We start from the raw sequence: 12,146 nt of genomic DNA, 5'->3' as shown, positions 1-12,146 counted from the left end.
TCCCTCCCCGGATGGCATCCCGGCGTCCTCTCATCCCCGGGATGCAGGCACTGCATCGCCCGGCCGATGCGCGCGGCCCCGGCGGTCTGCCAGGGTTGTCCTCATGGGGGACTGGAACGCGGGCTGGGCCGCCGCCTCGGTGGCGTGGGCGGCCGTCGTGGTGCTGGCCGCCGCGCTGGTGCGGACGCGGCGGCGGTGGCGGGCGGCCGTCGGGGAGCGCGGCTGGCTGCTCGAACGGGAGCGGGAGAGCGCGGCACGCGCGGCCGTCGCGGCCGAACGGGACCGGATCGCACGGGAGTTGCACGACATCGTCAGTCACACGGTGAGCCTCATGGTCGTCCAGGCGGGCGCGGCCCGCGAGGTGCTCGGCACGATGCCGGACGAGGCCGCGGCGGCGCTGCGTGCCGTGGAGGACGCGGGGCGGGGCGCGATGACGGATCTGCGGCATCTGCTGGGGGTGCTCGCCCCGCCGGCGGACGGCCGGGACGAGACGGACGGGGACCCGGAGACGGGCGGGGCGTCCGTGCCGGCTCCGCAGCCCGGCCTCGACCGGCTCGGGCAGCTGGTGGACCGGGTGTCGTTCGCGGGGCTGCCCGTGGAGGTGCGCATCTCCGGCGAGCCGCGCCCGCTGCCGCCGGGCATCGACGTGACGGCGTACCGCATCGTCCAGGAGGCTCTGACGAACGCCCTCCGGCACGGCGACGGCGGCCGGGCGGAGGTCAGCGTCCGCTACGCCGACCACGCGCTGCGCGTCGAGGTGCTGAACACCGGCCCGAGCGTGCTGACCGGCGGCCCGGCCGCACGCCCGGCGGTGCCCCGCCCCCGCGAGGGCACCGGCCGCGGCCTGCTGGGTCTGCGCGAGCGGGTCGCGGTGTACGGCGGTGACCTGGACGCCCGCCGGCGTCTCGGCGGCGGCTACCGGGTCCGCGCCCGCATCCCCCTGGACCGGCCGTGACGGCGCCGGCGGACGGGCCCGGGCCCCGGGTGCTGATCGTCGACGACCAGACCCTGATCCGCACCGGTTTCCGGCTGATCCTGACGGTGCGCGGCATCGACGTCGTCGGCGAGGCCGCGGACGGCGTGGAGGCGGTGACGCTGGCCCGTGAACTCGCCCCGGACGTCGTCCTGATGGACATCCGCATGCCCACCATGGACGGCCTGGAGGCGACCCGCCGCATCCTCCGGGAGGCGCCGCACTGCCGGGTGCTCATGCTCACCACCTTCGACCTGGACCGGTACGTGTACGCGGCCCTGTCGATGGGGGCGAGCGGCTTCCTGCTGAAGGACGTGACGCCCGAGCATCTGGCGGCGGCCGTCCGGCTGGTCGGCACGGGCGACGCGCTGCTCGCGCCCGCCATCACCCGCCGTCTGGTGGAGCGCTTCGCCGCCGGGGACACCGCCGGGCCGCCGGCCGTCCCCGCCGATCTGGCCGCGCTGACCCCGCGCGAGCTGGAGGTGCTGACGCTGCTCGGCCGGGGTCTGTCCAACGCGGAGCTCGCCGCGCACCTCACGCTCAGCGAGGCGACGGTGAAGTCCCATGTGGCCCGGATCTTCGCCAAGCTGGACCTGCGGGACCGCGCCCAGGCGGTCGTCCTCGCGTACGAGACCGGCCTGGTCCGGCCGGGTGGCCCCGACGGACGGGCGTGAGGCCCCCGCCCGCACCCGGGGACTAGCATCTCCGCTTGTCGCACCGCCTCTCACCACCGAAGGACCTCCATGGCCCGCGCAGGACTGACCGCCGACCGCCTCGCCGCGGCGGCGGCCGAGCTCGCCGACGAGGTGGGGTTCGAGAACGTCAGCCTGTCGGCGCTGGCCCGCCGTTTCGGTGTGAAGGACGCGAGCCTCTACTCGCACGTCCGCAACCTCCAGGACCTGCGGACCCGGGTGGCGCTGCTGGCCGGCGGCGAGATGATCGACCGGATCGCGGCGGCCGTGGCGGGCCGCGCCGGCAAGGACGCCCTGGTCGCCTTCGCGGCGGCTTACCGGGCGTACGCGCTGGAGCACCCCGGACGGTACGCGGCGACCCAGATGGCGATCGACCAGGAGCTGATCGCCGACTCCCCCGCCCTGCGCCGCACCGCCGAGATCACCTACGGCATGCTGCGCGCCTACGGCCTCGAGGAGCCCGACCTCACGGACGCCGTCCGGCTGCTGCGGAGCACCTTCCACGGCTACTGCTCCCTGGAGTCCACCGGGGCGTTCGGCGCCCCCCGGGACGTCGAGGAGTCCTGGGACCGGGCCGTCGACGCCCTGCACGTGGCCCTCTCGCACTGGCCGCGGGGCGGGCCCGGCGGGCGGCCGCCCCAGGCGCCCCGCTGACCACTTAGAGTTCCGAACAAAAGTGGAGCCCGGCTCGCGGCGTCTGGCCCGCACGCTCGCCGCGTTGCCGGAAGCCCCTGGTAGCCCCACTACCAGGGGCTTCCGGCGCCTTGCGATCGCACGCACCAGACGCCGCGAGCTGATCGGACTCCACTTTTGTTCGGAACTCTTAGACTGGAAGCTTCGCGGAAGCCACACGCGGCCGCCACGGGGGAGGGAGCGCGTCTTGTCCCAACAGCAGTTAGGACGCGGCCCGTTGAGATCCCGTCGCCCCGGTCCCGCCCCTCCCCCCGCCGACGGTGAGGACCCGGCCGGCTCGCCGCCGGCCCGTTTCGTCGGCTGGCTCGGCGGACTCGGCGCGGCGGCCGCCGGATACGCCGTCTTCCAGGCCCTGTTCGGGGTGCTGCCGGACTCGCTGGACGGCTCCGCGGCCCGCTATCTGATCTCCGGTGTCAGTGGGCTCGGCACCTTCGTCGCCGTCTGGCTGGCGGCCGGCCTGCTGCGCGCCCGGGCCGCGGCGGGCAACCGGGGCGGCGGCGGTGACCGTCCGGGCACGGGCGCGTCCGGCCCGCTCCCGCAGGTGTTCGCCTCCGCGTACGACGCCCTCGTCGAGCAGGTGTGCGTCGTGGAGGACCCGCGGCGCGGGCGCCTCACCGGCTGGCCGCACTCCCTCGGCGAGAGCACCCCGTCCTGGCCTACGTCCGTGGGCACCGCGTACGGCCTGCACATGATGCTCGACCTGGGGATGCCCGACGGGCGGCTGAGCACCGGCGAGCTGGTGGACACGCTGTGGCGGCTGCGGCTGCCCGAGGGCGGCTGGTCGGCGCGCTCCCAGGGCTCCCAGGCACGTCCCGAGGTCACCGCGCTGGTGCTGGGCGCGCTGGCCCGCGCGGGCGTGCCGGCCGACCGGCTGGGCGCCGAGGTGGACCTCTGCACGGCCGGTTTCACCCGGGAGCTGGACCGCGCCGGCTGGGAGTCCACGCATGTGGTGACGACCGTGCTGCGCGGGCTGCTGCGGGCCGCGCCCGGCTCCCCGCTGCTCTCCCTGTTGCGCGAGGCCCTCGCGGACGGCGCGATCAGCGACGGGCGCCGGGACCATCTGCGCTGCTGGGGCTACCGGCTGCAGCCGCCGTACGGAAGGCCGTCGCCGCTGCACACCGCGCAGGCCGTGGTCGCCCTGGACCGGGCGGCACGGGTGCTGGGCGAGGACGCCGACGCCCGCGGCGAGCGGGCGCGGACCGCGCGCGAGGACGGCATCCGCTGGCTGCTGGCCTGCCCGGACGCGCCGCACGACACCTGCCCCGACCTGGAGAACCTGCACGAGGAGGTGCGCCGCCCGCGTACCGACGACCCGTCCCGGCACGAGGTGCTGGGCGTGCGGCACTTCACCGCGTCCTGGCTGGTGCGCGCGCTGCTGACGCCGGGTGCCGTGGCCGTCGCGCGGGCCGAGGGCCTGGAGGACGAGTGGCGGGTCCGGCTGGACGGGGCGCTGGCCGCGGTGTGGGCCGGGCAGCGGGGCGGGGTCTGGGTGTGGGGGCGCGGCGGCGACGGCACCGAGCTGCGCCGGCCCATGTGGATGACGTATCAGGGCCTTTCGGCGCTGCGTGCCCATGCCGTATGGATGTATCAGCCACGCGGATGAGCCGCTGCGGTACGGGAGGACGGGTGCATGGGTGGTCGGCGGGTGCGGGCGGCACGGCGGTTGCTGGCGGAGGCGCTGGACGGCGAGCTGCCCGAGCACGAACAGGCGGCGGCCGCCCGCCGGGTCGTCGGCGAACTCGGCGCGGACGGGGCCCTGTCGGCGCTCGTCGCCGAACTGGCGTCCGGCGCGGGCGATCCGGAGGGCACGGCCCGGCTCTCGTACCGGCATGTGCTGGGCTTCGACAAGCTGCTGCTGATCGACGCGGGGCCGCGGCACATGCTGCGCGCGCATGTGTGGCATCCGGACGCGGGGACGATCGGCAAGGAGGACATCCACAACCACCGTTCGCCGCTGGCCTCCTATGTGGTGCGGGGCCGGCTGGCGATGGAGCTGTACGAGGTGTCCGGCGACGGTGACGGTCTCACGGCGGCCCGCTACGAGGAGTCGCTGGCGCACGGCTCGGCGGACTGGACGCTGGCGGCGGCGGGCGAGGCGAGGCTGCGGCTGACGCACACCGGCCAGTACGCGGCGGGCAGTTCGTACGCGCTGCCCGCGCACACCCTGCACCGGGCCTGGTGCGACACGGACGAGCCGACGGTGACGCTCTTCCTGGAGACGGGGGCCGGACGGCGGCGGCACACCGACGTGTTCACGGCGGCGGGCCCGCATCCGGGCGCGGTGGCGAAGGTGCCGCTGGCGGTGCCGGAGTATCTGGCGGCGCTGGGCGAGCTGGCGGACCGCCTCAGGCCGCGCTGAAGGCCTGCCGGACGACGTCGAGGTTGTACGCGTCGACGTCGACCGTCGTCAGCTCGGCGCGGCTCAGCCAGACGGAGTCCTGGTCGGGCTCGGGCAGGGTGATCGCCGAAGTCAGCGGGCGGACCAGGAAGTTGTCCTGCCAGTTCTTGATCTCGTGGCCTCGGTAGTCGCTGAGGAAGGACGACTCGCCGACCTTGCGGACGACCTCGCCGAGCAGGCCGGTCTCCTCCTTGAGCTCCCGCAGCGCGCCGTCCTCGGGGCGCTCGCCGGGCTCCAGCTTTCCGCAGGGGACGCCCCAGACCCGGGGCAGGAACCGCTCCTTGACGCTGCGGCGGACCAGGAGGACCCGCCGGTCCTCGTCCATCACGACGGCGGCCGCCAGTCGCCTGTCGCCGGGGATGTCCATGGTCATGGTTCCTCGGTCCCTCGCCGGTGATGAGTCCAAAGGGTCTGATACCCGGGAAGGCTTCAAGGCTAACAGGGGCTCACCGCCCGCCGCCGTGTCCCGCGTCACCGCGCCGTCCCAGCTTCTCGACATCCCGGTACGAGGGGACGGTCCCGGCCGGCGGCCGTCCGGCCGCGATCGCGCCGACCGCGTCGAGCGCGGCACCCAGCGCCACCCGGTAGAGGAGGGAGCCGAGGCTGACGCGACGGACACCGAGCTCGGCGAGCCGGGGGACAGTGGGTCCGGCCGGGCTGTGCAGGACGTTCAGGGGGACGTCGAGATCCTTCACCAGGGCGGCGATCTCCCGGGCGTCGGTCAGCCCGGGCACGAACACCCCGTCGGCTCCCGCCTCCCGGTAGGCGTCGAGCCGGCGCCTCGGGTCCTCGCTCCCCTCTCCCAGCCAGTGGGTGTCGGTCCGGGCGTTGACGAAGAGCCCGGGGACGGCGGCCTTGACCGCGGCGATCTTCGCCGCGTGCCGGACGGGGTCGCCCAGCCGGTCCTCCAGGTTGACGCCGACGGCTCCGACGGCCGCGAGCTGCCGGGCGAACGCGGCCACCTCCTCGGGTTCGTCGCTGTAGCCGTCCTCCGCGTCGACGGAGAGCAGGAACGGCCCGGAGCCGAGCACGAGGGCGAGGCGCAGGGTCTCGTCACGGGTGGCGGAGGAGCCGTCGGGCAGCCCGGCGGCAGCGGCGGCCCCCAGACTCGTCGTACCGACCGCCGGGAAGCCCCGGGCGGCCAGGGCGGCGGCGGAGGCGTGGTCCCAGGCGTTGGGCAGCAGCAGGGGCGCGTCACCGTGGTGGAGCGCGGCGAACGGGGTCGTCGACGTCATACGGGGAACGCTAGGGGCGGATCCGTTCGGCCCCGGCCGAAGTGTCGACCACCGGGCAGTCCCGCGTCGGCCGGACCCGCAGCCGGCGGCCGCTGCTCCACCGGACGTCCACATCGCCGTTCCCGGACGGCCGCACGGACACCAGGTCCGCGAGCGGGACGGGGTCGGTCTCCGCCGTGAGACGGGCCAGGACGGCGAAGAGGGTGGGTCCGGCGGCCGTCACCCCGGTCGACTCGTCCTCCCCCGACAGGCCATGGACCGGCACGAGTTCGGACCGCGATCCGCCGGACGCGGCCCACCCGGTCACCCGTACCTCCGTCCCGACCGGCGCGCCCGTGACCTCGTGGATCCGCACCTCGGCCGCACCCTCCGCCAGCACCACACTGGTGACACGGACCCCGTCGCCGACCGAGTGCCGGGACGCCGCCCAGCCGTCGCCCACCCCGAGCGGCACGATGTCCGTACGGCGTGGATCGCCGCCGACGACGACGGAGTTGTCGTACGACGGTGAGGGCGCCGTGGCCGTGGAGTAGGCGAGCCGCGTGTAGTACGGGTCGTAGCGGACGTCCTCGCTGCCGTGGTTGTGCAGCCGGACCAGCCCGTCCGAACGCGTGCCCTGCAGCAGCCAGTTGGGGGCGGCGAGGGCGGTGACGGCGTCCTCGCGCTCGACGGGCGCGGGTTCCTCCACCGCCGTCCACACCGGGTGGCCGGCCGGGAGCAGCAGGCCGAGGAAGCCCTTGCTCGCCCAGTACGGGGACGCGGGCCCCGAATAGCCCTGCAGGACCGAGGGGTCGGGGCCGTGCCAGCCGAGCGTCAGCAGACCGTGTTCGTCCACCGCGCCGCGCTCCAGGAAGTACGTCAGCGCGCCGGACGCCAGCCGCCGGGTGACACCTGGCGCGAGGGGCGTGTGCCCGGTGAGCGCGCCCAGCCACAGGGGGGCCGCCGTGGCGAACCGGTAGGTCAAGGAGCGGCCCTGGCGCATCGGGGCACCGTCGCCGCCGAACAGCCGGGCGTGGTCGGCGAGATGGCGGGACAGCCGGCTGCCGTACAAGTCGAGGAGGTGGGTGTCACCGGCCAGCCAGGCGTGCAGCACCGGGTAGAGGTGCATGGCCCAGCCGTTGTAGTAGTCGAACTTGCGGCCGTCCCCGTCCGTGTACCAGCCGTCGCCGACGTACCAGTCCTCGATGCGGGCCAGGCCCCGGTCGATCGCCGTGCGGGAGGCCTCGGGCGCGTGCCCGATCTCCTGGAGGAAGCCGCCGACGGTCACCGGGAACAACTCCCAGTTGCAGGGCCAGGGTTCGGCGGTGAGCGCGTCGCCGAGCCAGGCGGCCGCGCGCTGCCGCACCGCGTCCGGCAGCCGGTCCCACAGCAGGGGCCGGGTGAGCCTCAGCGCGAGCGCGATCGACGCCGCCTCGACGAGCGGCTGCCCCCGGTCCTCGATGCGGGGCCACACCCCGGACACCCCGGCCGCGAGTCCGTCGGCGTAGCGCTCCAGAACGGTCTCGTCCCGGCGGAAGGCCGCGAGGAGCAGGGTGCGGGCGTAGCCCTCCAGGCCGTCGGAGAGGCGGCCGGACCAGCTCGGGCGGTCACCGGGCAGGTGGTAGAGGGCGCGGTCGCCGGTGGCGTACGGCTCGACGGCGGCGAGCAGGGAGTCGGCCGTCGCCTCCCAGTGGGCGCGGGTGCGGCCGGTGTAGGGGCTGAGGGCGGAGTCCCCGTCCTGCGGGACGTCGAACGACAGCGGCATGGCACTCCCGGCTCGTGGGCTGGTCGACGGTCGTACGCCGGGGGCGCTCCTTCCGACGGCGGTGAAGCACTCCCACTCCCCATCCCACCCGCACCCGCCCCTGCAGCGCCAGACCCCCTCCCGTCCCGCGTTCGACTACCGTCACGTGCATGAACGGCACGCCGACCCTCGCCGAGGCCCTCGCCACGGGCACCGTCGTACTCGACGGAGGTCTGTCCAACCAGCTCGAGGCCCAGGGCCACGATCTGAGCGACGAGCTGTGGTCGGCGCGGCTGCTCGCGGAGGAGCCCGAGGCGATCGTCGCAGCCCACCTCGCCTACTTCGAGGCGGGCGCGGACGTGGCGATCACCGCCGGCTACCAGGCGACCTTCGAGGGTTTCGCGCGGCGCGGGGTGGACCGGGAGCGGGCCGCCGGGCTGATCGCGTCGAGTGTGGAGCTGGCGCGCGAGGCGGCCCGGCGGGCGCGGGTGCGCGGGATCGGCCGGCCGCTGTGGGTGGCGGCGTCCGCCGGGCCGTACGGGGCGATGCTCGCGGACGGCTCCGAGTACCGGGGGCGGTACGGGCTGAGCGTGGCGGAGCTGGAGCGGTTCCACCGGCCCCGGCTGGAGGTCCTCGCCGGGGCCCGGCCGGACGTGCTCGCGCTGGAGACGGTCCCGGACACCGACGAGGCCGTGGCGCTGCTGCGGGCGGTGCGCGGGCTGGGCGTCCCGGCCTGGCTGTCGTACACGGTCAGCGGCGGCCGCACGCGCGCCGGGCAGCCGCTGGAGGAGGCGTTCGGGCTCGTCGCCGGCGCCGACGAGGTGATCGCGGTCGGGGTGAACTGCTGCGCCCCGGAGGACGTCGAGGGCGCGGTCGCCGTCGCGGCCCGGGTGACGGGCCTGCCGGTGGTCGCCTACCCGAACAGCGGCGAGTCCTGGAACGCGACGACCCGGGCCTGGGACGGCCGGCCCACCCTCTCCCCCGCCCTGGCCAGGCACTGGCGTGTGTCGGGCGCCCACCTGATCGGCGGCTGCTGCCGCGTGGGCCCCCCGACGATCACGGCCCTCTCCCGAACGCTGACGCCTGGGGCGTGACGTCCCGCCGCCCGCCCACGGGCCCGCGGGTGGCCGGCGACCCGCAGGCCGGCCCCTGCCGAGTCCGAGCGCACCCGGGCGGAACCCGCCCATGCCCGTGCGGGGCTGCCGGGTGCTGCGGCGAGCGGGCCCCACCCGTCGGCGCCGTCCGCCCCGGGCGGTCCTGCGACCGGCGCGCCGGTCCCCGCCCGGACGGGCGGCACGGCAACTCCACCCCTCCGGAGTCGAAGCCCCGCGAGCGTTCAGCGCGCGCATCAGCCGAAGGCACGTACCGGGCCGCCTGCACACCGCAGGCAACGTCCCCGGGCGCCGCAGCCCTCAATGCCGCCGGACCGCCCCCGGCAGGCGCAGTCGGCGGACGACCGCCCGCATCTCCGTCCCGCGCGCCGCGGTGCCGTCGGCCGGGGCGGGGGCGGGGTCCGGGGGGTGGGGTGCTGGGGTCCAGAGGGACAGTTCGGCGTCTCGAGGACCGAGGTCCGTGCGGGGGACGCCGTCGCCGAAGACGCGGACCGGGTGGGTCGGGTCCCAGGGCTGCCAGCCGGGGTCGCCGTCCGTCGCGAACCGGACCCACGCCCCGTGCATCTCGTCGGCGAGCGCCTGCGGGGCGCCCTCGCCGGCGAGTTTGCGGGACTCGGGGGCCTCCCCGGTGTCGAAGACGAAGCCCAGTTCCAGCGCGTGGCAGGAGCCCAGGTCGGGGAGGTTGGAGGGCCAGGCGAACTCGTACATGTACGACGATCCGGGGCGGGCGTCGGCCAGGCGGTGCAGGGGGCGGCGCAGCAGGTGGTCGGTGACCATCTGGCCGACCGTCTCGGCGGTGCCGGCCTCCGGGTGCAGTGCGCGGTAGCCGCGCGGGACGTCGGAGCCGACGTGGCAGCGGGCCATGGCTCCGGCGAGGGCGACCGCGCCGAGCCGGTCGACGCGCTCCAGCAGCCCGCCGGGCACCAGCCACAGCCGGTACTCGTCCCTGGTCCAGCCCATCATCAGCTCGACGCCCGCCGCGGCGCCGCCGTCGGTCAGCGCCTCCAGCGGCTCGCGGGGCACGAGGTCGCCGTCGACGACGATCCCGAAGGCCGGGCCGCCGAGCACGGGCGAGCTGAGCCGGCCCACCTCTCCCTGGGTGCGCAGCAGCAGCTCACGGTCGACGTCGGCGAACGCGGCGGCGGTCGCCGGGATCTTCAGCCGGGTCGCCATCCGGCGCACCATGCGGCGCACCTTGTCCCGTTCGCCGGCCTCGGGCGGCCCGCTCTGCAGGATGGCCCGCCGGACCAGGCCCTGGGCCGGCGGGGCGGCGAGCAGCGCGCCGATGCTGATGGCGCCGGCGGACTGGCCGAACAGTGTGATCCGGTCGGGGTCGCCGCCGAACGCGGCTATGGACGCGTGCACCCACTCCAGCGCGGCCAGCTGGTCGCGCAGTCCCGGGTTGGCGGGGGCGTCCGGGAAGTAGCCGTACCCCTCGACACCGAGCCGGTAGTTCACGGAGACCATGACGACCCCGTCACGGGCGAAGGCCCGCCCGTCGTAGACCGGCACCGCGGAGGAGCCTCGGGTGAGAGCGCCGCCGTGCAGCCACACCATGACGGGCAGCCGGGCGCCGGGGGCCGGGTCGGGCGTCCAGACATTGAGGTTGAGGCAGTCGTCGCCGGGCACGGTCGGGTCGGACAGGTAGTGGGCGAACGCCTCGGAGTACGGCGGCTTCGGAGCGGTCGGGCCGAAGGCGAGCGCGTCCCGCACGCCGTCCCACGGCTCGGGCGGCTCCGGCGGCCGGAACCGGCGGGGGCCGAAGGGCGGTGCCGCGTACGGGATGCCCCTGAACACGGCGACGCCGTCCTCGTATCTGCCCCGTACCGCGCCGTGGGGCGTGCTCACCACAGGGTCCGTCCGGAGTGCCGTCATCCGTCCTCCAGCCTCCTCCACCGCGCTCGTGCACCGTGAAGATCAGAGCACCTCATTGTGGCCGGATATTCCATCGGACGGGGGGGCGGAAGGGGCCGTTCGGCGTAGGTGGCGGGGTGGGGGCGTCGCGTTGGACCGGCCGGGTGGTCGCGGCGGCGCTCGGCACGTGTGCCCTGGTGGCGGGGGTGATCGCTGCTAGCTTCGCGAGCTGTCGAGGGGCCCGTGTGCCGCCGTGCCGAGCCGGGCCGGGGCCCGCCCCATGAGCTGAGGCGAGGGAGACGGGTATGAGCGAAGAGCCGGACGAGCCGGCGGTGGCCCCGTTCAGGCGCAGGAGTTTCCTGGCGTCGGCAGCGCTGGCGGCCGGAGCGCCGGCCGCGGTCGCCGGGACAGCGCAGACCGCGCAGGCGGCGCCCCGGGAGACGGCCGCCGCGACGGCCCGGCTCGGGTCGGTGGCCCGGCTGATGGCCGTCCCGGCGGACGGCCGCGACATCGACTGGCTGCGGTCCGCGCTGCAGGTCGCCATCGCCCTGGAGCTGGCCACGATCCCGCCCTATCTGTGCGGCTGGTGGTCGGTGCGGAACCAGCGCCACGAGGTCGCGCGGATGATCCGGCGCATCGTCGGCGACGAGATGTACCACCTGGGCATCGTGTGCAACCTGCTGGTCGCGATCGGCGGCCGGCCGCAGGTCAAGGCCGCCGCGCCGGTCTTCCCGGGGCCGCTGCCCGGCGGGGTGCGGGCGGGCGTGACCGTCTATCTGTCGGGGCTCAGCAAGGACTACGTCCGGGACGTGATGATGGCCATCGAGGCGCCCGAGGAGCCGCTGGTCCGCAGCGCGCCGGCGTCCCCCACGGTCGGCGAGTTCTACGAGGGCCTGCTGGGCGCGTTCCGGTCGGTGCGGCCGGAGCTGTCGACGCGGGGGCAGGTGTCCCAGCGCATCGACTCCGACGAGCTGCGGCCCGTGCGGACGCTGGACGACGTCGAGCACGACATCGAGGTGATCAGGGAGCAGGGCGAGGGCACGGCCGCCTCGCCGAACGACTCGTTCTCGCAGGACGCCCCCGCGCACTACTACGCGTTCGGGGAGATCTACCACGGCCGGGAGCTGCGGGAGACCGCCGAGGGCTGGCGGTACGTCGGCCCCGCGGTGCCGTTCCCTGACGTGCGTCCCATGGCGCCGGTCCCGGCAGGCGGCTGGCCCCGTGCGTCGGTGCACGTCGGAGGCACGCTGTTCCGCTTCGACGCCATGTACAGCACGGTGCTGGACTCCCTCGACGACGCCTGGGCGGGCGGTGGGCACCGCAGCCTGGGCGCCGGCATCCGCACCATGCGCGGTCTGGAGCAGCCGGCGGTGGAGCTGATGGAGACCCCACTCCCGGACGGCCGCGGCAACTACGGCCCCCAGTTCCACGCCCTCCCCCGGCCCGGCCGCTAGGGTCTTTCGTTC

At 75.5% G+C, this 12,146-nt stretch carries 11 protein-coding genes; 7 read left to right on the top strand and 4 right to left on the bottom strand.

All coding sequences use genetic code 11. From position 1 onward, the window contains the following. Positions 1-103: 103 nt before the first annotated feature. The 5 genes from DC008_RS27605 to DC008_RS27585 all read left to right on the top strand — a co-directional run bounded on the left by DC008_RS27605 (position 104) and on the right by DC008_RS27585 (position 4,717). Positions 104-955: a sensor histidine kinase gene (locus tag DC008_RS27605; RefSeq protein ID WP_108709271.1), complete on the top strand. Its 852-nt coding sequence runs from the start codon at positions 104-106 to the stop codon at positions 953-955. Beyond that, positions 952-1,647 (top strand): response regulator, encoded by a 696-nt coding sequence (locus tag DC008_RS27600; RefSeq protein ID WP_108709270.1) that lies wholly within the window; start codon positions 952-954, stop codon positions 1,645-1,647. Before DC008_RS27605 ends, DC008_RS27600 begins: the two co-directional genes overlap by 4 nt. A 69-nt stretch (positions 1,648-1,716) precedes the next feature. After that, a complete protein-coding gene (locus DC008_RS27595; RefSeq protein WP_055623988.1) occupies positions 1,717-2,319 on the top strand; it encodes a TetR/AcrR family transcriptional regulator in 603 nt (200 codons plus the stop codon). A gap of 256 nt (positions 2,320-2,575) precedes the next feature. Then, on the top strand, positions 2,576-3,961 hold the full coding sequence (locus DC008_RS27590; protein WP_244221426.1) for a hypothetical protein: 1,386 nt from the start codon (positions 2,576-2,578) through the stop codon (positions 3,959-3,961). Between the two features lie 27 nt (positions 3,962-3,988). Further along, positions 3,989-4,717, top strand: coding sequence for a cupin domain-containing protein (locus tag DC008_RS27585; protein ID WP_108709268.1), 729 nt, complete (start codon positions 3,989-3,991; stop codon positions 4,715-4,717). Here the strand turns inward: DC008_RS27585 and DC008_RS27580 are convergent. From DC008_RS27580 to DC008_RS27570, 3 genes are all read right to left on the bottom strand, one after another. Beyond that, positions 4,704-5,129, bottom strand: a complete 426-nt coding sequence (locus tag DC008_RS27580) for an NUDIX hydrolase (RefSeq protein ID WP_108709267.1) — start codon at positions 5,127-5,129, stop codon at positions 4,704-4,706. The two genes, DC008_RS27585 and DC008_RS27580, sit on opposite strands and share 14 nt — an antisense overlap. A 73-nt stretch (positions 5,130-5,202) precedes the next feature. Continuing rightward, positions 5,203-5,991 (bottom strand): isocitrate lyase/PEP mutase family protein, encoded by a 789-nt coding sequence (locus DC008_RS27575; protein ID WP_108709266.1) that lies wholly within the window; start codon positions 5,989-5,991, stop codon positions 5,203-5,205. Positions 5,992-6,001: 10 nt separating this feature from the next. Then, entirely contained in the window at positions 6,002-7,735 is a 1,734-nt protein-coding gene (locus DC008_RS27570; protein ID WP_108709265.1) for a DUF2264 domain-containing protein, read from the bottom strand. A gap of 149 nt (positions 7,736-7,884) precedes the next feature. On the opposite strand from DC008_RS27570, the gene mmuM reads away from it, so the two are divergent. Continuing rightward, positions 7,885-8,808: a homocysteine S-methyltransferase gene (gene mmuM / locus DC008_RS27565; RefSeq protein WP_108709264.1), complete on the top strand. Its 924-nt coding sequence runs from the start codon at positions 7,885-7,887 to the stop codon at positions 8,806-8,808. A 318-nt stretch (positions 8,809-9,126) separates the two neighbouring features. Here the strand turns inward: mmuM and DC008_RS27560 are convergent, their stop codons facing one another. Further along, positions 9,127-10,701: a carboxylesterase/lipase family protein gene (locus DC008_RS27560; RefSeq protein ID WP_108709263.1), complete on the bottom strand. Its 1,575-nt coding sequence runs from the start codon at positions 10,699-10,701 to the stop codon at positions 9,127-9,129. 284 nt (positions 10,702-10,985) lie between these two features. Here DC008_RS27560 and DC008_RS27555 point away from each other — a divergent pair, with 284 nt between their 5' ends. After that, the gene (locus DC008_RS27555) at positions 10,986-12,134 is read left to right on the top strand and encodes a ferritin-like domain-containing protein (protein ID WP_108709262.1); all 1,149 of its coding nucleotides are present in this window, start codon (positions 10,986-10,988) and stop codon (positions 12,132-12,134) included. Positions 12,135-12,146: the final 12 nt, after the last annotated feature.

Source organism: Streptomyces nigra, assembly GCF_003074055.1.
Taxonomy (GTDB): Bacteria; Actinomycetota; Actinomycetes; order Streptomycetales; family Streptomycetaceae; genus Streptomyces; species Streptomyces nigra.
The sequence above is the reverse complement of the archived record's forward strand: the minus strand, read 5'-3'. Positions and strand labels throughout refer to the sequence as shown.

Coding starts and splice junctions, on each gene's coding strand:
- mmuM (WP_108709264.1), top strand. CDS start 7,885: ATGAACGGCACGCCGACCCTCGCCGAGGCCCTCGCCACGGGCACCGTC.
- DC008_RS27575 (WP_108709266.1), bottom strand. CDS start 5,991: ATGACGTCGACGACCCCGTTCGCCGCGCTCCACCACGGTGACGCGCCC.
- DC008_RS27585 (WP_108709268.1), top strand. CDS start 3,989: ATGGGTGGTCGGCGGGTGCGGGCGGCACGGCGGTTGCTGGCGGAGGCG.
- DC008_RS27580 (WP_108709267.1), bottom strand. CDS start 5,129: ATGACCATGGACATCCCCGGCGACAGGCGACTGGCGGCCGCCGTCGTG.
- DC008_RS27560 (WP_108709263.1), bottom strand. CDS start 10,701: ATGACGGCACTCCGGACGGACCCTGTGGTGAGCACGCCCCACGGCGCG.
- DC008_RS27605 (WP_108709271.1), top strand. CDS start 104: ATGGGGGACTGGAACGCGGGCTGGGCCGCCGCCTCGGTGGCGTGGGCG.
- DC008_RS27555 (WP_108709262.1), top strand. CDS start 10,986: ATGAGCGAAGAGCCGGACGAGCCGGCGGTGGCCCCGTTCAGGCGCAGG.
- DC008_RS27595 (WP_055623988.1), top strand. CDS start 1,717: ATGGCCCGCGCAGGACTGACCGCCGACCGCCTCGCCGCGGCGGCGGCC.
- DC008_RS27570 (WP_108709265.1), bottom strand. CDS start 7,735: ATGCCGCTGTCGTTCGACGTCCCGCAGGACGGGGACTCCGCCCTCAGC.